This is a genomic window from Curtobacterium sp. MCPF17_050 (assembly GCF_003224435.2).
Classification (GTDB): domain Bacteria; phylum Actinomycetota; class Actinomycetes; order Actinomycetales; family Microbacteriaceae; genus Curtobacterium.
This window is the reverse complement of the sequence record NZ_CP126250.1, coordinates 2,159,891-2,179,965: the sequence shown is the minus strand read 5'-3', so window position 1 is coordinate 2,179,965 and position 20,075 is coordinate 2,159,891. Positions and strand designations below refer to the sequence as shown.

Here is a 20,075-nt window from a genome sequence, read left to right as displayed (position 1 = left end):
CGCGCGGGACGCCGCGCGGGGCGCGAGAGCCCGCGCTACGCGAGCTCGAGCAGGACGTGCCCGGAGGAGACCGTCTGGCCCACGGGGGCGTTCAGCCCCGTGACGACGCCGTCCTTGTGCGCCTGGACGGGCTGCTCCATCTTCATGGCCTCGAGGACGACGAGCAGGTCGCCCTTGACGACGGTGTCGCCCTCGGCGACCGCGAGCTTCACGACGGTGGCCTGCATCGGCGACGCGACCGAGGAGCCCGACGCCGCGCGTCCACCCTTGACGGCCGAGGACCGGCGCTTGGGCGGCGCGGAGGGGCCGGACGGACGACGGGCGCCACCGGAGCCACCGACGATCGACGGCATCGTGACCTCGATGCGCTTGCCCTGCACCTCGACGACCACGCTGTCACGCTCGCCGGGGACCGGGAGCTCCTCGGGTTCACCGCTCCAGGCCGGGATCTCGTTGACGAAGTCGGTCTCGATCCACTGCGTGTAGATCGAGAACGGCGTGGCGTCGTCGGTCGCGAAGGCCGGGTCGCTGACGACCGCGCGGTGGAACGGGATGACGGTGGGGAGCCCGGCGACCTCGAACTCGGCGAGGGCGCGGCGGGAGCGCTCGAGGGCCTCGGCGCGGGTGGCGCCGGTCACGATGAGCTTCGCGAGCATCGAGTCGAACGAGCCGGAGACGACGTCGCCCGACACCACGCCGGAGTCGACCCGGACGCCGGGGCCCGACGGGGCGTTGAAGACGTGCACCGGACCCGGCGCGGGGAAGAAGTTGCGGCCCGGGTCCTCCCCGTTGATGCGGAACTCGAACGAGTGCCCGCGCGGGGTCGGGTCGGCGTAGTCGAGCGTGCCGCCCTCGGCGATGCGGAACTGCTCGCGGACGAGGTCGATGCCGGTGACCTCCTCGGACACGCAGTGCTCGACCTGGAGACGGGTGTTCACCTCGAGGAACGACACGGTGCCGTCGGCGCCGATGAGGAACTCGCACGTGCCCGCGCCGACGTAGCCGACCTCGCGGAGGATCGCCTTCGACGACGCGTACAGCCGCTCCTGCTGGGAGTCCGTCAGGTACGGCGCCGGGGCCTCCTCGACGAGCTTCTGGTGCCGGCGCTGGAGGGAGCAGTCACGCGTCGACACGACGACGACGTTGCCGTGCTCGTCGGCGAGGCACTGGGTCTCGACGTGGCGCGGCTTGTCGAGGTACTTCTCGACGAAGCACTCGCCGCGACCGAACGCGGCGATGGCCTCGCGCGTCGCGGACTCGAAGAGCTCCTCGACGGAGGCGCGGTCGCGCACGACCTTGAGGCCTCGACCACCGCCACCGAAGGCGGCCTTGATCGCCACGGGCAGGCCGACCTGGTCGACGAAGTCGAAGACCTCGGACACGTCCTGCACCGGCTCGATGGTGCCGGGGGCGAGCGGCGCCCCGACCTTCTCGGCGACGTGCCGCGCGGAGACCTTGTCGCCGAGGCGCTCGATCGACTCCGGCGACGGGCCGATCCAGGTGAGTCCGGCGTCGATGACCGCACGGGCGAAGTCGGCGTTCTCGGCGAGGAAGCCGTAGCCCGGGTGGACGGCGTCGGCACCGGAGCGGCGGGCGACCGAGATGATCTTCTCGATGACCAGGTAGGTGTCGGCGCTCGTGGTGCCGTTCAGCGCGTAGGCCTCGTCGGCGAGGCGTGCGTGCAGGGCGTCACGGTCCTGGTCGGCGTAGACCGCGACCGAGGCCTTGCCCGCGTCGCGGGCCGCGCGGATGATGCGGACGGCGATCTCGCCGCGGTTCGCGATGAGGACCTTGCTGATGCGGGGCATGGAACATCAGCGTATTCGTGTGCCGAGGTCGTGTTTTGACCGGCATCCACAAGAAACCCCTCGGGATGCAGGTGGATGTCTACAGCGCCCAGAGGTCGTGCCAGGCGAGCCCGAAGCCCCGGAGGAGCATCGACCGGAGCACGGGGAGCGAGAGTCCGACGACCGCGGACGGTGTCCCGTCGATCCGCGTGATGTAGGCGGCCGCCCGGCCGTCGATCGTGAAGGCCCCGGCCACCTCGAGGGGCTCGCCCGTGGCGACGTAGGCGTCGATCTCCGCCGGGGACATGTCGTCGGCGAAGGTGAGGACGGCGCTGTCGACCGCGACCACGCGGTCGCCGTCGACGACGAGTGCCGACCCGCCGGCCGCGACGGCGCCCAGCGACGGGACCGCGTCGGTCGACGCCGACGTCCCGGACCCGGTCCGCGCCGGTGCTGCGGATCGGACGGGAGGCTCGTCATCCGCCCGCCCCGCGCCTCCCGGCCCCGACACGGCCGGTCCGCTGCCGGTCCGCCGGTCGATGACGCAGTGGCCGCTCCACAGCGTCCCGCCACCGGCGGCGAGCATCTGTCGCCAGCGCTCCCGGGCGACCTCCGGGTCGTGCGGCTTGCCGTACAGCTGCCCGTCGACCTCGAACGCCGAGTCGCCGCCGAAGACGATGCCGTCGAGCGGAGCGCCGCCGTCGACCGCCACCGAGCCGTCGGCGACCGCGGTGGCCTTGGCGACCGCGAGCAGCGCCACGAGCTCCGGCCCGGTGAGGTCCCGCCCGAGCCGCTCCCGTTCCGCGGCGCCCACCGCGTCCTCGTCGACGCCCGGCGACACGAGCACCGGCTCGATCCCGGACTGCGCCAGGAGCGCACGACGGGCGGGGGAGGTGCTCGCGAGGTACAGACGCATGGGAACATCGAACCATGGGTGAATCCGTCGGCACACTGCTCGAACTCGACGTCACCGGGATCGCCCACGGCGGCATCTCGGTGGCACGGCACGAGGGACGCGTGGTGTTCGTCACGGACGCGGTCCCCGGGGAGCGGGTCGTCGCCCGCGTGACCGAGGACCGGAAGAAGTCGTTCTGGCGCGCCGACACGGTCGAGGTCCTCGATCCGAGCGAGCACCGTGTCGACCACGTCTGGCCGGAGGCGGCCCTGGACCGTGACCCCGCCGTCCGCCCGGGCGGCGCCGAGTTCGGGCACATCGCCCTGGCACACCAGCGGACCCTGAAGCGGGACGTCCTCGTCGACTCGTTCTCGCGGTTCGGCCGGATCGACCTCGACGACCTGCTCGGCACGCCCGTCGTCGTGGAGTCGGCGCCCGGCGACGACGAGTCGGACGGCCTCGGGTGGCGCACCCGCATCCGGCTGCACGTCGACGCCGACGGCACGCCCGGCCCCTTCGCTGCGCGGTCGCACACCGTCGTCCCGGTCACCTCGCTGCCGCTCGCGACCACCGCCGTGCAGGCGTCCGCACCGATCGCCCGCGGCTCGATGCCGGGGGCGGAGGTCGTCGACGTCCTCAGCCCGAGCGGCTCCGAGGGAGCCCGGCTCGTGGTCGACGCCCAGCGTCCGACCGTCGTGCACGAGGTCGTCGGCGACCGGACCTTCGCCGTGGACGACACCGGCTTCTGGCAGGTGCACCGGGCGGCGCCCGCCGTCCTCACCGCCGCCGTGCACGACCTGGTCGACCCCGCGCGCCTGGACCCGGAGGGCCAGCACCTCGACCTGTACGGCGGCGTCGGCCTCCTCGCCGCCGCGCTCGCCGACCTCGCCGGGCCGCGTGCCCGGGTCACGAGCGTCGAGAGCGCGACCCGGGCGACGGAGCACGCGCAGGAGAACCTCGCCGAGTGGATCGGTGCCCGTGCCGAGACCGGCCGGGTCGACCGCTGGTTGGCCCGCACGGTCGAGCACGCCTCGCGTCCGGAGCGCGACCGCCTCCGCGCCGGCACCGTGGTGCTCGACCCGCCCCGGGCCGGTGCCGGTCGGGACGTCGTGGTGTCCGTCGCGGCGCTGCAGCCGGCCCAGGTCGTCTACGTCGCCTGCGACCCGGTCGCACTGGCACGGGACGTGGCCACCTTCGCCGACCTCGGCTACCGACTGGAGGCCCTGCGCGCCTTCGACCTCTTCCCGCACACCCACCACCTGGAGGCCGTGGCCCGTCTGGTGCCGGTCGCCTGAGCCGGTCGGCGCATCCGCCCCGGCACTTCCGTCGCGGGGTACGAAGCTGACCCTGACCTGGGTATCCTTGGTGTCTGGACGGCCGTCGGGACAGGGCCCGGTGCGTCGTCACAACGAGAGGCAACCGTGGGAGACACCACCAGCACATCGACCGGCACGACAGGGACTGCCGGTCTCGGGACACGACCGGTCCGGGTCGCCGTCGTGGACGACCACGAGTCGGTCCGACTGGGCATCCAGGCCGCCTGCCAGAACGAGGGGTTCGAGGTGGTCCTCACCGCCGCGAGCGTCCCGGAGTACATCGCACAGCTCGGCGGACGCGAGGTCGACGTCGTCGTCCTCGACCTGTCGCTCGGTGACGGCTCGACGGTGACCGAGAACGTCAAGGGCGTGCAGGGCACCGGCTCCGCCGTCCTCGTGCACAGCATCGCCGACCGCGTCGCGAACGTGCGTGAGGCACTGGCGGCAGGGGCCGCCGGCGTCATCCCGAAGTCCTCCGCGACGAAGACCGTGATGGCGGCCGTGGCGACCGTCGCTCGTGGCGACGTCCTCAACAACCTCGAGTGGGCGAGCGCGATCGACGCCGACCGGGACTTCGCGAAGGCGCAGCTCGGCCGACGTGAGCGGGAGATCCTGCACCTGTACGCATCGGGGCTGCCGCTCAAGCTCGCGGCCCAGCAGCTCGGCATCGGGTACTCGACCGCGCGGGAGTACCTCGACCGCATCCGCGTGAAGTACGTCGAGGTCGGCCGTCCGGCCCCGACCAAGGTCGACCTGCTCCGTCGTGCGGTGGAGGACGGGATCCTGCCGGGGCTCGACTCCGGCATCGACCCCGACGGCGATGGCCGCTGACGACGTCTGCGCCCGGCGGTCCTCGTGACGGCCGAGGCGGTCGTCACGTCGACCTCCACCATGGCGGACCCGTCCCGGTCCGTGCGCGCCACGATCACGCAGGCGTCCCTGGACCGGGCGTTCACGATCCTCATGGCGATCGCGGCGATCGGGTTCGGCGCGGTGAACACACCGTCGCTGTTCAAGCAGCTGCCGTTGCTCGATGCGTTCTGGGCGCCGGCGACGACCATCGTGGTCGGGCTGTCGCTCCTGGCGGTCGGCGCCTCGGCGTTCGTGCAGCGGTGGGCGCAGCCCGCGCAGATCCTCTGCGCGCTGCTGTTCTTCGTCGCGCTGGTGACCTTCCCGCTGACCGTCCGTGAACCGCTCTCCGCGGCCGAGATCCCGTGGCCGTGGTGGCTCTGCAACGTCGGCACCATCGCCGCGTCCCTCAGCTTCGCCACCTGGCGGGCGGCCGTCTACAACGCGCTCGTCCCGGTCGTGTACATCGTGCTGCGGTTGTCGCCGGCGGGTGGGGCGGTCGGCCTGCAGCGCGCGCTGCTCGACGGCGTGTACACCGCCGTCCTCGGCACCGCGGCGCTCGTGCTCATCGTGGTGCTGCGCCGGGCCGCCGCGGCCGTGGACGTCGCCCAGGCGACCGCGGTGCGCCGCTACTCGCGGGCGATCCGCGAGCACGCCACCGAGGTCGAGCGCGTCCAGGTCGACGCGATCGTGCACGACAGCGTGCTCACGACCCTGCTGTCCGCAGCCCGGGCGGACACGCCCGAGGCGAAGACGCTCGCGGCCCGGATGGCACGCAACGCGATCGACCACCTCGCCGCCGCGGCCGCGGACGGCCCGGGGGAGGACCCGGCGGTGCCGTTCTCCGCACTCCGGGACCGGATCGTCACCTCGGTGACCACGCTCGCCGCTCCCGTCGAGGTGCGCAGCGTCCCGTCCGACGGACCCGCCGTGCCGACCTCCGCCGCCGACGCCCTCGCGTCCGCTGCACTGCAGGCAGCCGTGAACAGCGTCCAGCACGCGGGGACGGACGTGCACCGGTGGGTGACGATCGACGCCGCGGACGGGAGCATCCGGGTCGAGGTGGCCGACGACGGTGCCGGGTTCGACCAGCGGGCGGTCCCCGCCGCGCGACTCGGCGTCCGGCGGTCGATCATCGAACGGATGGCGGCCGCTGACGGCGTCGCCGAGGTGCTGTCGGCGCCGGGGTGCGGCACGCGTGTCGTGCTCCGGTGGCCCGCGCCGCAGCCGGCCCTCGGGACGGAGGGCCTCCGGTGAGGGCGTCGGTCACGGCCGGCAGCGCGACCGGGCTCGCCGCGTTGTTCTCGCTCGTGCACCTGGTGCTCGCCGCGTCCACGCTGCCCACCGACCCCGCCGGCGCTGCCCGTGTGGTGTCGTGCATGGTCCTCTACGCCGCGGCCACCGCACTCGCGCTGTTCGTGCGCGGTCCGGTGCTGCCGGTGTGGGTCGCGTGCTTCGCGCTCGCCACCGCGATCGTCATGCCCGTCGTCTGTGCGCCGGCGGTCGACCTCGGCGTCGCGCCGACCTACTCGACGTGGTGGATCGCGGCGGTCGGCACGCTCATGGTCGTGCTCGCCGTCCGGCAGCGTGGCCCGTTCGCCTGGGCCGGGGTGCTGTTCTGCACCGTGCACTCGGTCGCGTGGGCCGGGCCCGGTGCGCTCGGCGAGCTCGGCGCACTCGGCAGCGTCATCTGGCTGTCGGTCGCGACCGGGTTCGCGATCGCGATGAACCACGCCAACCGGATCACCCGGGACTTCGTCCGGGCCGAGCAGGAGACGGTCGACTGGCAGGCAGCGCAGGACGCGCACGTGTCGGAGCGGCAGGTGCGCCTCGGGCAGACCACCCGGATGGCGCTGCCGATGCTGCAGCGCATCATCGACACCTGCGGTGAACTCGACGCGGCCGAGCGCGCGGAGAGCCTGCACCTCGAGCAGGCGATCCGGGACGAGATCCGTGGACGCTCCCTGCTGTCCGACGACGTCCGGGGCGAGGTGATGCGCCTCCGTCGCCGGGGCGCGGTCGTCCAGCTGCACGACGACGGCGGTCTCGACGACCTCGACGCGACCGAGCTGGCGCGCGTGCACGCCGAACTCGCGGACGCACTGCGGCGTGCGTTCGCTGCCCAGGCGGACAACGTGATCGTGCGGACCGTCCCGGACGGCGCCGACGAAGCCGTGACGGTGGTCGGGCTGCGTCTCGACGCGGCGGAGAGCGAGTCGGCGGCCCTGGGCGCGGCGGACGAGGACGACGACGAGGACGACGACTCGGTGGCACTCTGGCTGGAGATCCCGCGGGCGGCGCCGGCGACCGCGAGCGGCGCGTAGCCGTACCGCCGCGGGCTCGTGTCGGCACTGCCGCAGGTGCGGGGCCGCACTGCCGCAGGTGCGGGGCCGCGCTGCCGCAGGCGCGCCCACACTGCTGCACGGGGTGCCGGAAACGGGAACGGGCCGGTCGGAGCTACCGACCGGCCCGTTCGCGACCCGAGGCAGAGCGACAACCCGAATATCGCCCTGACTCGTCACGGTGGTGGCTTCGTACCCTAGTCGGCCACCGACCGCCGATGCACTTCATCGAAGAACACCGAACAGGGACAATCCTGCCCGCACCGCCGCGGGGTGTCAGTCGTCATTTCGGGGGACAATCGTGCGGATCTGCGCGGATCGGCGGCTCACACGTCCCCCGAGTGAGGGGAGACGGAACGGTGTGTCGCCGCCCCCGACCCCGACGCGACGCCCACCTGGGCAACAGCTGTCGACCGGCTGCGATCGGGGTACACGCGGGTCAGCGGAGTGACCGACTCCACGTGCCCTGGTGGAGAGGGACGCGCATGCCCCGAGCGGAGGCGTCCCACCCCGACCGCGGCGAGTCCTCGGCGCGAGCGCGCCCGGCGGCCGCGGCCTCGTCGGCCTGGCGTTGCAGCACCGCGATGACGGCGGCGAGCTCTTCCGGCGTCGGGTCACCTCCGACGACCCGGACGTCCGCGACCGACGCGGGGGCGTCAGCGGGGACGGCGGCAGCATGACGCGGGGTCACAGCGGGATGTTCCCGTGCTTCTTCGGCGGCAGGGTCGCGCGCTTGCCGCGCAACGCCCGGAGCGCCTTGATGACCGAGACCCGGGTGGCGTGCGGCTGGATGATGCCGTCGAGCTCACCACGCTCGGCGGCCAGGTACGGCGACGCGACGTTGTAGGTGTACTCGTTCGCGAGCTTCGTCCGGACCGCGGCGACGTCCTCGCCGGCCTCCTCCGCCCGCTTGATCTCGCTGCGGTACAGGATGTTCACCGCGCCCTGACCGCCCATGACGGCGATCTCGGCGGTCGGCCACGCGAGGTTGATGTCGGCACCGAGCTGCTTCGAGCCCATGACGATGTAGGCGCCGCCGTAGGCCTTGCGGGTGATGACCGTGACGAGCGGCACGGTCGCCTCGGCGTACGCGTAGAGCAGCTTCGCGCCACGGCGGATCACGCCGGTCCACTCCTGGTCGGTGCCGGGCAGGTAGCCGGGCACGTCGACGAGGGTGAGGATCGGGATCCCGAACGCGTCGCAGAAGCGGACGAAGCGCGCGGCCTTCTCGCCGGCGTCGATGTTCAGCGTGCCGGCCATGGCCTGGGGCTGGTTCGCGATGATGCCGACGGTACGACCCTCGACGCGGCCGAAGCCGATCATGATGTTCGGCGCGAAGAGGGGCTGCACCTCGAGGAACTCGCCGTCGTCGACGACGTGCTCGATGATCGTGGTGACGTCGTAGGGCTGGTTCGTCGAGTCGGGGATGACGACGTCGAGCTCGCGGTCGGCGTCGGTCGTCTCGAGTTCCGGTGCGACGTCGTAGCTCGGCGGGTCCGACAGGTTGTTGTCCGGCAGGAACCCGATGAGCGACCGCGCGTAGTCGAGCGCGTCGGTCTCGTCCTCGGCCAGGTAGTGCGCGACACCGGAGACGGCGTTGTGCGTCTGGGCGCCGCCGAGCTCCTCGAAGCCGACGTCCTCGCCCGTGACGGTCTTGATGACGTCCGGCCCGGTGACGAACATGTGGCTCGTCTTGTCGACCATGATCACGAAGTCGGTGAGGGCGGGGGAGTAGACCGCTCCGCCGGCCGCGGGCCCCATCACGATGGAGATCTGCGGGATGACCCCGGAGGCCGCGGTGTTGAGCCGGAAGATCTCGCCGTACTTGCCGAGCGCGACCACGCCCTCCTGGATGCGGGCGCCGCCGGAGTCGAGGATGCCGATGATCGGCACGCCGGTCTTCAGGGCGTGCTCCATCACCTTGACGATCTTCTCGCCGGCGACCTCGCCGAGGGAGCCGCCGAAGACGGTGAAGTCCTGCGCGTATACCGCGACCTGACGGCCGTGGATCGTGCCGTGTCCGGTGACGACCGCGTCCCCGTAGGGGCGCTTCGACTCCATCCCGAACGCGAAGGTGCGGTGGCGGACGAACTCGTCGAGCTCGACGAAGGAGTTCTCGTCGAGGAGCTGCGCGATGCGCTCCCTGGCGGTCATCTTGCCCTTGGCGTGCTGCTTCGCGATCGCGGTCTCGCCGGCGGCGGTCACGGCTTCGTGGTACCGGTCGCGGAGGTCGGCCAGACGGCCGGCGGTCGTCGAGAGATCGGGGGTGTCTCCTGTGGTCACCCGCTCACCCTACCGGCGGTCCCGACCGCACCCGTTGGAGGACCCCCACGGTTCCGCGCCGTAGGTTTGCGTGCATGTCCACACCGGTCGCGCCCTCGTTCCCCCGTGCCCGTGCCCTCGTCGAAGCGGCCGGAGCGACGTTCGTGGTGCACGCGACGACGGGTTCGACGAACGCCGACCTGCTCCGTGACGCACCGGGCCTCGCGGACGGCAGTGTCGTCGTCACGCTCGACCAGACCGCGGGGCGGGGCCGACTCGACCGCTCCTGGGTGGCACCGGCGGGGCAGACCCTCGCCGCCAGCGTGCTCGTGCGGGCGGGACTCGAACCCCGCGACCGCGGGTGGTTGCCGCTCGTGGCCGGCGCCGCGGTGCGGGACGCGGTCGCCGGGGTCCTCGCCGCCCGGGCACCGGAGCAGGGGCAGCCGGACGAGCCGGGGCGGTCGACCGGGCAGCGGGTCCTGGTGAAGTGGCCGAACGACGTCCTCGTCGACGGCCGCAAGGTGTCCGGCGTCCTCTGCCAGGTGGCGTCCGACGGGTCCGTCGTCGTCGGCGTCGGCGTGAACACGACGATCCCGGTGGAGGCCCTGCCCACCCCGACGGCGACCTCCCTGCTGGTCGCCGGCGCGACCGAGCCGGCCGCAGTGCTCGCCGACACGGTCCTGGCGGACCTCTGGACGGGCCTCCAGGACGCGGTGTCGGGGCTCGCCGCCGGCGGGGCGGCGGCCGAGGCGGTCCGCTCCCACGTGCGGGCGGTCTGCGGGACCGTCGGCCAGCGCGTGCGGCTCGAGTTGCCCGACGGCTCGACGGTCGAAGCGGACGCCACCGGTGTCGACGACGACGGGCGCATCACGATCCGGGACCGGAGCGGCGTGCCCAGGGGCGTCGCGGTGGGGGACGTCACCCACCTGCGCTATGCATGACGGCATGACCGACGAACCGCCGCCCGAGCTGGTCGTGGCGCGGCTCCGACCGCACGCCCGACGGCTCGTCCGTCCGGCGGTGACGGTGGTGCTCGCAGCCGCCGCCGGCGGGTTCGGCTTCGGGGTGTTCCGGGCCGAGCTGGCCTGGCTGAACGTGGTGGTCGCCGTGGTGGCCCTCGCGCTCGTCGTGCTCGGCGGGGTCGTCCCGCTCCTGCGCTGGCTGTCGCAGCGGTACGTCGTCACCACGAGGCGACTCGTCGTCGTGCAGGGTCTCGGGACACGCACGAGACGCGAGCTCCTGCACTCCCGCGGGTACGACGTGACCGTGCGACGCCGTGGTGCGCAGGGCCTGTTCCGGTCCGGGGACGTGCTCGTGTTCCCGGGGGACGACCCCGCGCTCGTGCTCGCCGACGTCCCGCACGCCGACCTCGTGGTCGCGGTGCTGCACGACCTCGTCGAGGCGCACGAAGCCCGTCGTCGGCACCGGGAACCGGACTGGGACGACATCGTCAGGGGCACCGCACCGCGCGACGCGTGAGTGCTCCGTGGGTCGGGTGGCCGGCCGCGCGGACCACCGTCACGTGGATCGGCCCGGGAACCGGTAGCGTCGTGGCGTGCGTATCTCTGTCATCGGCTGCGGCTACCTCGGTGCCGTGCATGCCGCCTCCATGGCCAAGCTCGGACACGACGTCGTCGCCGTCGACGTCGACCCGGAGAAGATCGAACGACTCGCCGCCGGTGAGGCACCGTTCTTCGAGCCGGGACTGCCCGAGATCCTCGGCGAAGCGATCGCGTCCGGGCGCATCCGGTTCACCACCGACATGGCCGAGGTGGCCGGGGCACAGGTGCACTTCCTCGCCGTCGGCACCCCGCAGGGCCCGACCGGCGCCGCCGACCTCCGCTACGTGGACGCGGCGATGGCCTCGCTCACGCCGTTCGTCTCCGCCGGCGAGTTCGTCGTCGGCAAGTCCACGGTGCCCGTCGGCACGGCCGCCCGACTCGGCGCCGACCTGACCGCGGCCGTCCCCGGTGCCACGCTCGTCTGGAACCCCGAGTTCCTCCGCGAGGGCTTCGCCGTGCAGGACACCATCACGCCGGACCGCTTCGTGTACGGCGTCCCGGAGGGCGAGGACGGCCAGCGCGCGGTCGCCGCGCTCGACGAGGTCTACGCCACGGCCCTCGCCGACGGCACCCCGCGCCTGGTCGTCGACCTGGCGACCGCGGAGCTCGTGAAGATCAGCGCGAACGCGTTCCTCGCGACGAAGATCTCCTTCATCAACTCGATGGCCGAGATCGCCGAGGTCGTCGGCGCGGACGTCACGGCGCTCGCCGACGCCATCGGACACGACGCCCGCATCGGCCGCAAGTTCCTGAACGCCGGCCTCGGCTTCGGCGGTGGGTGCCTGCCGAAGGACATCCGTGCGTTCCAGGCCCGGGCCGACGAGCTCGGGGTCGGCGAGTCGCTGGCGTTCCTGGCCGACGTCGACGCCACGAACCTCCGTCGTCGCGCGCACGTCGTCGAGCTCGCGCAGGAGCTGCTCGGCGGTGCCGTCGCGGGCAAGCGGATCGCGGTCCTCGGCCTCGCGTTCAAGCCGAACTCCGACGACGTCCGCGACTCGCCCGCCCTCGACATCGCCGCACGCCTGCGCGACCTCGGGGCGACGGTCGCCTCGTACGACCCGGAGGCCGTGGTCACCGCACGCCGCGTGCACCCCGAGCTCGACTACGCCGAGACCGCCGAGGACGCCCTCACCGGTGCCGACCTGGTGCTCGTGCTGACCGAGTGGAACGAGTTCCGCGAACTCGACCCGACGGCGGTGGCGGCCCTCGTGTCCTCGCCGGTCGTCGTCGACGGTCGGAACTGCCTGGACCGCGAGGCCTGGCGCGCCGCCGGCTTCACCTACCGCGGCATGGGGCGCTGACCGCAGCACCGGTCACCGGCTGCGGGACCACCGTCGGGTGGGCCTGCAGCCGAGGACGTCCGGGTCAGCCGGAGCGCCGACCGCCGCGGAGCGCCGAGCGGAGCACGTCGCGGTAGCGTGCGCCGATCCGCTCCGTCGCGTACTCGGCGGCGGCAGCGGCAGCGCCTGCCCCGTGGCGCGTCCGTGCCTCGTCGTCGGTCAACTCCCGAACGAGCGCGGCCCGCAGGGCGTCGACGTCGCCGGGGGCCACGAGCAGCCCGGACCGGTCGTCCCGGACGACCTCACGGATGCCGGGCAGGTCGCTCGCGACGATCGCGGCCCCGACCGCGGCGGCCTCGAGCAGCGTCACCGGCAGTCCCTCCTGGTCGCCGTTCGCGGCGGCGACGGAGGGCAGTGCGACCACGGTTGCCGATGCGAGCGTGGCGAGCACCTCCGACTTGCCGCGCTGCCCGAGGAAGGTCACCGGCAGACCGGCGGCCTGCCGTTCCAGGCGCTCCCGCCACGGACCGTCGCCGACGACGGTGAGCGACCACGGGACGTCCTCGACGCCCCGGAGGGCCTCGATGAGGTTCCCGAAGCCCTTCTTCTCGACGAGACGACCGACCGCCACCACGTGCCCCGGTCGGCGGGTCGCCTGCTCGCGGGCGGCGCGGGCCGGTCCGAGGTCGACGCCCATCGGGATCACGCTCGACCGGTCCTCCGGCACGCCCCACTCCGTCAGACGCTCGCGCATCTCGTCGTTGACCGTCGTGACGTGGGCGGAGCGCCCGAACACCCACTGCTTGAGCCGGACCAGCGGAGCGGCACGCAGCGCGTAGACGTCCCCGCCGTGGGTCGTCACGACGAGGGGGACGCCGGGGGCCGCGAGCGCCGCGACGAAGGCCTGCGGGATCGCCCAGTGCGCGTGGATGACGTCGGGCTTCCCGGCGCGGACGGCACGACGGACCGCGAGCCACTGCGCGGCCACGAGCGCCGGGACCTGCAGGACACGCTTCCGGTCGGCCTTGAGGTTGTCGAGGATCGCGCCGTCCGCCAGGTCCTCGAACCGTCGCGGGAAGTAGGCGAACCGGCGGACCCGGACGCCGTCGACGGTCTCGGTACGCGCGGCACCCGCGACGCGCGGCGTGAGCACGGCGGTGTCGAACTCGACGGCCTCCTGTCGGGCGAGGTCGAGCACGAACGCGGGGACGCCGTCGTCGGGGTGCGACGGGAACGTCGAGGCGAGCACGAGCAGGCGCGGCCGACCGGACCCGGCAGCCCGGGTCATCTGTCGCTCGACCGCAGGGTGCCCGCCTCGAGCTGTCGGATCAGCTCGTCCGGGTTCGAGAGGTCCATCTGCCGCGTGTTGACGTAGAGCAGACGGTCGAACTGGCGGAGCAGAGCCACGAGGACCCGGTGCTCACGCTCGATCATCGCGGTCAGTCGCGGGTCACCGTGCAGGATCGCCGCGAGGCTGTCGTTGAGGTCCGCGGACGCCGCGATGCCGTCGGCCAGTTCGTCGACGTTGTCGTCGGTGATGTCGACGGACTCGACGCCGGGGCCGGTCTTCCGGAGGAACCCGACCGCCGTGTACGGCACCGCCTTCGCGAAGACCTCGCCCGGGTAGAGCTCGTCGGCATGGATCCGCGTCGAGATGAGGAACTCGCGGTGCAGGAGGCGTTCGAGCACCCAGCGCAGCACGTTCTTGGCGTACACCGCGGAGGAGTACTTCAGCGGCACCTTCGCGCCGACGAGGTTCTGCACGTTGTACGTGAAGATGTGCAGCGGTCGCGGGTAGGGGTGCACGATCCCGCTCGTCAGGTCGACGAACTGCAGGTCGTCACCGAGCAGCTTGTAGCCCGCCGCCATCAGCGACATGCTCAGCGTCGTCTTGCCGGTCCCGCCGTAGGCCGGGAGCAGGAAGCCCTTGGTGTCGGACGCGACACCGCCGGCGTGCATCAGCAGGACGTCGCGCTCGAGCAGCTTCGCGTAGATGATCGGCTCGAGCACCTGGGCCTGCAGGTACACGCCGATCGCGTTCATGTAGACCCGGTCGAGCCAGTGGCTGCGGAACCAGATCGTGACGTGGTCCGTGTCGAGTCCACGGATCACGTAGGAGAACTTGAACAGCCCCTTGAACCGCTCCGTACCGCGGACGTCACCCGGCTCGCGGCTGGGCGCCTTCTCCTCGATGCGGACGTCGACGGTGAGGGTCGCCCTCGGTGCGTCGGCGCTGGGCTTCGCTATGCGCGCGTACTCGTTGTCGAAGTAGCGGCGCCAACCGCGGTGCTCGGTCTGGAGGTTGACATCGAGAATGCCGTAGAAACTGTACGTGGTGGCCATCTCGGTGGATGCTACTGCAGGCTGACGCCCAGATCGAACTGCCCGCGCCCGCGCGTCTCGTACACTGGGGCGTCATCGTGGAGGGTGTTGTGGAGCAGACAGAGTCAGGAACGGGCGGCCGCGGCCGTCGCGTCCTCCGACGGGCCGTACCGATCGTCTTCTACGTGGCCCTCGCCGGCTTCCTCTTCCTGTACGTCCGGAGCGTCGACTGGGGCCAGCTCGCCGGCGTCGAGTGGAACTGGTGGTGGGTGGCCGTCGCCACGGTCATCAGCCTCGGCTTCCGCTACTGGGGCGTCGGCATCTGGTTCTTCCTGCTGCGCCGCCTGGGTGCGGAGAACCTCCGTGGCAGCGGCGTGACCCTGACCCACGTGTACGCCAAGTCGTGGATGGGGCGCTACATCCCCGGCGCTGCGACCTGGATCATCGGCAAGGTCTACTTCGCCTCCCAGCACGGTGTCTCCAAGGCCCGTCTCGGGGTCAGCGGCTTGCTCGAGGGAGCGTTGCAGATCGCGGCGACCCTGGCACTCGCCCTCGTGCTGCTGTTGATCGACCCCCGGACGCACGCGCTCGATCCGTGGATCATCGTGCTGATGATCGCGGCCTTCGTGGTGTGCGTCATCTGCCTGGTTCCGCGGGTGTTCGTCGCCCTGATCGGGTTCGCCCTCCGGATCCTCCGACGGCGCCCGCTGGAGGACGACGTCAAGCCCGCGCTCGGCACCGTCGTCGTCGGTGCCGGGCTGTACGTCCTCGGCGCGGTCATCTCGGGGACCGGCTACTACTTCATCTCGCTCGCGGTGTACCCGTCGCTGCGGGTGCAGGACGCGGCGTTCGTCATCGGTGCGGCGAGCATGGCGTCGGCGATCAGCATGCTCGCCGTGTTCGCGCCCGGCGGTCTGGGGGTCCGGGAGGGCGTGCAGGGGCTGTTGCTCGCCCTCGTCATGCCCGGGCCGGTCGCGCTGGTCGTCGTGGTCGTGACGCGCATCTGGAGCCTCGCCGTGGACGCGCTCTTCCTGCTGACGACCGCCGTGCCGACGTGGTTCGGGCGCGGCAAGCGCGCGGCCGTGACGACCTCGCCGACGAACGCCGACGCGACGAAGGCCTGACGAGCCTCCAGGACCGACCCGAGCGGATCGGATCGGCCGGGGCCCAGACCGGTACTGGCCGGAGCTGCGTGCCGTCGGCTCAGGCGGAAGCGCGCACCGGCTCCACCGCTCCTCTGGGCGCCGTGTGTGGAGCGCGAGCCACCGCGATGGCCGAGACCACGAGCCCCACGACGACGAGGACGAGCACCGCAGCCACCAGGCCCGGCGGCACGGGGCCGAGTTCCCGGTACCGCTCGACGGCGGTGCCGGACGGCAGCGGGTGCGCGGCGTTCCAGAACCAGTTCCCGGCGACCGCGACGCCGTACAGCCCGATGGCCGGCGCGACGATCGCCACGACCACGGCGACCACTCGACGGCCACGGGGGAAGACCCGGCGCCAGGCGACCGCGCTGATCGCGACGAGGCACAGCACAGCGGGGAAGTAGTAGCGGCCCTGGGTCGCGGCGACCTCGGTGGTGGTGAGGTACGCGCGGGCGCTCGTCGCGGTCTGCACGATGATGAGGAGCGCGGGGAACACCGCCAGCACGACGACCGGGCGGAGCAGCGGTCCGCGGCGGAAGGCGAACGCGACGAGCACCACGAGCACCACGATCGTCAGCACGGCGGTGAAGAGGTCGCCGATGCTCACCTGCGCTTTGATGCCGGGACTGCCCCAGAACGTCCGGGTGAGGGTGCCCCAGCTGACGTCGAGGAAGTGTGTGAGGGACGGGCCCTCTCCGGACGGGAAGTCGGCGGGTGGGCGCATCGCGGTGTACCCGTTCGGCTGGACGCGGCCGGTGGTGACGAGGTTGTGCACCCACCACCAGGAGCCGAGGGTCGCACAGATGCCGAGCGTGACCACGGTCCGGAGGCAGCGTTGCCCGAGCCGGAGCGTCCCGGTGCCGGCCACCAGGACCGCGATGGCGACGAACGGGACGGCGGGCAGACCAGTGCCCTTCAGCCACACCAACACGCTGAGGGTGAGCCCGAGCGCGACGGTGGTCCGCCACCGGAGGTCGCCGGTCAGCAGGCGCGTGACGAGCCAGACGACGACGCCCGCCACCAGCAGGACGGGGGCGTCGTTCGAGACGGAGGCGCCGATGGAAGCCAGCTCGGGTGTCGCGAAGAGCGCCAGGGCTCCGACGAGGCCGGCGCGCGGGGACCGCGTGAGGCGGCGGACCGTGGCCCAGGCGAGTGCTGCGAGCGGCGTCACCGCGACGGCGTCGGCAACGCGGAGTGCCAGCACCGCATGGTCCCACCGGAGATCGCCGAAGTGCACCGCGCGGAGGACGACTGCTCCTGCCGCGTACACGGTCGGCGGGTGCTGCGTCATCTGATCGACCGTGTCGGACGTCCCTGGGGCACCGGCGAGCAGTTCGGTCATGGTCGACCACTCGTCGCGCGGGACCGAGCCCTGCTGCGCGGCGGCGGCCTGGACGGCGTTCAGGACACGGAGGTCGCCGGGGGCGGCCCAGGGGTCACCGACCGCCAGGTGCACGGCGGAATCGAAGTGGGCTGTCTCGTCGGGCGCCTGGAACGCGGGGACGACGACCGCCCAGAGGATCAACCAGAGGCCGAAAGCGGCGGTCACCACGACGACGGCGATCCGCTCCCACGCGGCGACCGGGGGGTGCGCTGACTCGACGTCGGGCATCGGTGCTGTGTGCGGTTCCGTTCCCGTCGCCATCCGACGATCCTACGGGAGCGGGGTCACGCCCCGCGCGCGTGGGTCCCGTGCTGGGCGGGCTCGTCGTCGCGGAGCGCGGCCACACCGTCGGCAGCATCGAGACGGTCGACCCGGTCGGCCCGGTCGGGGTGGTACACCCACGTCTTGTAGAGCCAGAACCGGAAGGCAGTGCCGAGCGCCAGGCCGATGACGTTGCCGGAGACGTTGTCCGCGAGCGCCGAGGTGAAGTGCAGCACGTAGTGGGAGACGGCGAGGCAACCGAGCGAGATGACCATGCCGCCGAGGGAGACGATGACGAACTCGACGCCTTCCTTCGCGGCGACGGAGCGGCGCTGGTGACGGAACGTCCAGTACCGGTTGCCGATCCAGTTCACGGAGATCGCGACGACCGTGGACACGACCTTCGCCCAGAAGGGTCCGGAGTGCACCTCGTCCGGTGCGAACACCGTCGCCCGCAGCAGGTTGAAGACGGAGAAGTCGACGACGAAACCGACCGCGCCGACGATGCCGAAGCGGGCGAGCTGGGCGATGAGGCGCCGCACGTGGTCTCCAGGATTCCGTAGAGTTGTCGCTGCCGGTCTGGTGGTCGGCAACGGGCGGATCGACGATCGGCCTCGCAGGATTGTAGTCGAGCGGGTCCGAGTCGATGGCTGCGGACCGAGGAAGGAAGCGCCCATGGCGTTGCGGGTCGGAGTCGTCGGCGGAGGCCAGCTCGCTCGGATGATGGTGCCGGCGGCCGTGGAGCTCGGCATCGACATCCGCGTCCTCGCCGAAGGTCCCGGCATGTCGGCGGCGATCGCCGCCACGGCCGAGGGGGACTACCACGACGCCGAGACGGTGCTGGCGTTCGCACAGGACGTCGACGTGGTCACGTTCGACCACGAGCACGTCCCGCAGGACGTGCTGCGCGCGCTCGTCGGCGCCGGCGTCCCCGTGCACCCGGGACCCGAGCCCCTCGCGGTCGCGCAGGACAAGATCCTCATGCGCACCCGCCTGACGGAACTCGGGTTGCCCGTCCCCGAGTGGGCGGCCGTGCACGACGCCGACGAGCTCCGCACGTTCCTGGCCGACCACGGTGGTCGTGCCGTGGTGAAGACCGCACGCGGCGGCTACGACGGCAAGGGCGTCCGTGTCGTCGACGACCCGTCCGACGTCGACGACTGGTTCGTCGCCGTCGCCGAGGCCGGCGGCGACCAGGCCCTCCTGGTCGAAGAGCTCGTGCCGTTCACCCGGGAGCTCGCGCAGTCCGTCGCCCGGCGCCCCTCCGGAGAGGTCGTCGCCTGGCCGCTCGTCGAGAGCGTCCAGCGGAACGGCGTCTGCGCCGAGGTCATCGCGCCCGCCCCCGGCAGCGCCGGACGCATCGCCGACCAGGCCGAGTCCCTGGCAGTGCGCATCGCCGAGGAGCTCGGCGTGACGGGTGTCCTGGCCGTCGAACTGTTCGAGACCGCCGACGAGCGCATCCTGGTCAACGAGCTCGCGATGCGTCCGCACAACACCGGTCACTGGTCCATCGACGGTGCCACGACGAGCCAGTTCGAGCAGCACCTGCGCGCCGTACTCGACCTGCCCCTCGGCGCCACCGGTATGCACGCGCCCGCAGCGGTGATGGTCAACCTGCTCGGTGGGCCGGCCGACGGTGACCTGGCCGGGCGGTACCCGTCCGCGCTCGCCGCCTTCCCGGAGGCCAAGTACCACCTGTACGGCAAGGCCCCGCGGCCCGGTCGGAAGATCGGGCACGTGACGGTGACCGGAGCCGACGTCGACGACGTCGTCTACCGTGCGCGGGCGGCGGCGGCCCACTTCGACTGACGCCGGGTCGGCCGACGAGCGTTCTCGGGGGCCGTCCGGGAGGTGCGGGCCGCCTCGACGACGTCGGCCACGTCCGCGACGTGGGCCGGGCCTCCAGGACGCCTGGTGGCGGCCCCGGCACGGCGCCCGGCCCGCAGGCGTCCACCCGCGGCTCGCGTCCGCGCGCCGGTTAGGCTCTCCTGCGTGACCGACACCACCGCCACCGCTCCGCTCGTCTCGATCATCATGGGGTCTGACTCGGACTGGCCGACCATGCGGGCCGCTGCCGACGTCCTGACCGAACTCGGCATCGCGTTCGAGGCGGACGTCGTCTCGGCGCACCGCACCCCGGACAAGATGGTGCGGTTCGCCCGTGCCGCCGCAGGGCGCGGGATCCGCGTCGTCATCGCCGGTGCGGGGGGAGCTGCGCACCTGCCGGGCATGGTGGCGTCGATGACCACGCTCCCGGTCGTCGGCGTGCCGGTGCAGCTCGCCCGCCTCGACGGGATCGACTCGCTCCTGTCGATCGTGCAGATGCCCGCCGGCATCCCGGTCGCGACGATGGCGATCAACGGAGCCGCGAACGCCGGACTCTTCGCCGCCCGGGTCATCGGGAGCTCCGACCCCGTCGTCGCGGCTCGACTGGCCGACCACGCGGACGGGCTCGTCGAGATGGTCGAACGCAAGGCGGAAGCGCTCCGCGAGCAGCTCTGACGCGGACGCAGCGCGACGGTTCGGTCGGGCTGCGCCGTGCGCGGCGGTGACGCGTGGAGTGCTGAGTCTGCGGCTTCCTGGGTCCCACGTGGCGCTGAGCCGCCGTCCCACGCCCTGCCGACCGGCACTGTGTCGACCGGCACTGTACCGACAGGCACTGTGCCAGCT

18 protein-coding genes are annotated in these 20,075 nt (G+C 72.5%); 10 read left to right on the top strand and 8 right to left on the bottom strand.

Going from position 1 to position 20,075, the window contains the following annotated elements; translation table 11 throughout:
* Nucleotides 1–35: 35 nt before the first annotated feature.
* Both DEJ34_RS10290 and DEJ34_RS10285 read right to left on the bottom strand, forming a co-directional pair.
* Complete coding sequence (locus tag DEJ34_RS10290) at nt 36–1,808, bottom strand: acetyl/propionyl/methylcrotonyl-CoA carboxylase subunit alpha (protein ID WP_110824544.1); 1,773 nt, start codon at nt 1,806–1,808, stop codon at nt 36–38.
* A gap of 79 nt (nt 1,809–1,887) precedes the next feature.
* Nucleotides 1,888–2,703: a Maf family protein gene (locus DEJ34_RS10285; protein ID WP_110900564.1), complete on the bottom strand. Its 816-nt coding sequence runs from the start codon at nt 2,701–2,703 to the stop codon at nt 1,888–1,890.
* A 14-nt stretch (nt 2,704–2,717) separates the two neighbouring features.
* On the opposite strand from DEJ34_RS10285, the gene DEJ34_RS10280 reads away from it, so the two are divergent.
* From DEJ34_RS10280 to DEJ34_RS10265, 4 genes are all read left to right on the top strand, one after another.
* Nucleotides 2,718–3,977 carry a class I SAM-dependent RNA methyltransferase gene (locus DEJ34_RS10280; RefSeq protein ID WP_110911104.1) on the top strand — a complete coding sequence of 420 codons (1,260 nt, stop codon included), beginning with the start codon at nt 2,718–2,720 and terminating at the stop codon, nt 3,975–3,977.
* Nucleotides 3,978–4,103: 126 nt separating this feature from the next.
* Nucleotides 4,104–4,829 carry a response regulator transcription factor gene (locus tag DEJ34_RS10275; protein WP_181419566.1) on the top strand — a complete coding sequence of 242 codons (726 nt, stop codon included), beginning with the start codon at nt 4,104–4,106 and terminating at the stop codon, nt 4,827–4,829.
* A gap of 24 nt (nt 4,830–4,853) precedes the next feature.
* The gene (locus tag DEJ34_RS10270; RefSeq protein ID WP_110911103.1) at nt 4,854–6,104 is read left to right on the top strand and encodes a sensor histidine kinase; all 1,251 of its coding nucleotides are present in this window, start codon (nt 4,854–4,856) and stop codon (nt 6,102–6,104) included.
* The gene (locus DEJ34_RS10265; protein WP_110911102.1) at nt 6,101–7,171 is read left to right on the top strand and encodes a DUF8320 family protein; all 1,071 of its coding nucleotides are present in this window, start codon (nt 6,101–6,103) and stop codon (nt 7,169–7,171) included. Before DEJ34_RS10270 ends, DEJ34_RS10265 begins: the two co-directional genes overlap by 4 nt.
* Before the next feature lie 457 nt (nt 7,172–7,628).
* Here DEJ34_RS10265 and DEJ34_RS10260 read toward each other — a convergent pair whose 3' ends face one another.
* Nucleotides 7,629–7,880 carry an acyl-CoA carboxylase subunit epsilon gene (locus DEJ34_RS10260; protein WP_110911101.1) on the bottom strand — a complete coding sequence of 84 codons (252 nt, stop codon included), beginning with the start codon at nt 7,878–7,880 and terminating at the stop codon, nt 7,629–7,631.
* On the bottom strand, nt 7,877–9,472 hold the full coding sequence (locus DEJ34_RS10255) for an acyl-CoA carboxylase subunit beta (protein ID WP_110889954.1): 1,596 nt from the start codon (nt 9,470–9,472) through the stop codon (nt 7,877–7,879). Before DEJ34_RS10255 ends, DEJ34_RS10260 begins: the two co-directional genes overlap by 4 nt.
* Before the next feature lie 74 nt (nt 9,473–9,546).
* Here DEJ34_RS10255 and DEJ34_RS10250 point away from each other — a divergent pair, with 74 nt between their 5' ends.
* The 3 genes from DEJ34_RS10250 to DEJ34_RS10240 all read left to right on the top strand — a co-directional run bounded on the left by DEJ34_RS10250 (nt 9,547) and on the right by DEJ34_RS10240 (nt 12,314).
* Nucleotides 9,547–10,392: a biotin--[acetyl-CoA-carboxylase] ligase gene (locus DEJ34_RS10250; protein ID WP_110900569.1), complete on the top strand. Its 846-nt coding sequence runs from the start codon at nt 9,547–9,549 to the stop codon at nt 10,390–10,392.
* Between the two features lie 4 nt (nt 10,393–10,396).
* Nucleotides 10,397–10,930 (top strand): PH domain-containing protein, encoded by a 534-nt coding sequence (locus DEJ34_RS10245; protein ID WP_110889952.1) that lies wholly within the window; start codon nt 10,397–10,399, stop codon nt 10,928–10,930.
* 76 nt (nt 10,931–11,006) lie between these two features.
* Entirely contained in the window at nt 11,007–12,314 is a 1,308-nt protein-coding gene (locus DEJ34_RS10240) for a UDP-glucose dehydrogenase family protein (protein ID WP_110889951.1), read from the top strand.
* Nucleotides 12,315–12,378: 64 nt separating this feature from the next.
* Here DEJ34_RS10240 and DEJ34_RS10235 read toward each other — a convergent pair whose 3' ends face one another.
* Nucleotides 12,379–13,581, bottom strand: coding sequence for a glycosyltransferase (locus tag DEJ34_RS10235; RefSeq protein ID WP_110911100.1), 1,203 nt, complete (start codon nt 13,579–13,581; stop codon nt 12,379–12,381).
* Nucleotides 13,578–14,636: a hypothetical protein gene (locus DEJ34_RS10230; protein ID WP_110889949.1), complete on the bottom strand. Its 1,059-nt coding sequence runs from the start codon at nt 14,634–14,636 to the stop codon at nt 13,578–13,580. The genes DEJ34_RS10235 and DEJ34_RS10230 overlap by 4 nt, the downstream gene beginning before the upstream one ends.
* Before the next feature lie 89 nt (nt 14,637–14,725).
* Between DEJ34_RS10230 and DEJ34_RS10225 the strand changes: the two genes are divergently transcribed.
* Nucleotides 14,726–15,739 carry a lysylphosphatidylglycerol synthase domain-containing protein gene (locus DEJ34_RS10225; protein ID WP_181422220.1) on the top strand — a complete coding sequence of 338 codons (1,014 nt, stop codon included), beginning with the start codon at nt 14,726–14,728 and terminating at the stop codon, nt 15,737–15,739.
* 79 nt (nt 15,740–15,818) lie between these two features.
* On the opposite strand, the gene DEJ34_RS10220 is transcribed toward DEJ34_RS10225, so the two are convergent.
* A complete protein-coding gene (locus DEJ34_RS10220; RefSeq protein ID WP_110911098.1) occupies nt 15,819–17,405 on the bottom strand; it encodes a DUF2142 domain-containing protein in 1,587 nt (528 codons plus the stop codon).
* A 23-nt stretch (nt 17,406–17,428) separates the two neighbouring features.
* Nucleotides 17,429–17,947, bottom strand: a complete 519-nt coding sequence (locus tag DEJ34_RS10215) for a GtrA family protein (protein ID WP_110889946.1) — start codon at nt 17,945–17,947, stop codon at nt 17,429–17,431.
* A 133-nt stretch (nt 17,948–18,080) separates the two neighbouring features.
* Here DEJ34_RS10215 and DEJ34_RS10210 point away from each other — a divergent pair, with 133 nt between their 5' ends.
* Both DEJ34_RS10210 and purE read left to right on the top strand, forming a co-directional pair.
* A complete protein-coding gene (locus DEJ34_RS10210) occupies nt 18,081–19,214 on the top strand; it encodes a 5-(carboxyamino)imidazole ribonucleotide synthase (protein WP_110889945.1) in 1,134 nt (377 codons plus the stop codon).
* Nucleotides 19,215–19,397: 183 nt separating this feature from the next.
* The gene (gene purE / locus DEJ34_RS10205) at nt 19,398–19,907 is read left to right on the top strand and encodes a 5-(carboxyamino)imidazole ribonucleotide mutase (RefSeq protein WP_258368289.1); all 510 of its coding nucleotides are present in this window, start codon (nt 19,398–19,400) and stop codon (nt 19,905–19,907) included.
* Nucleotides 19,908–20,075: the final 168 nt, after the last annotated feature.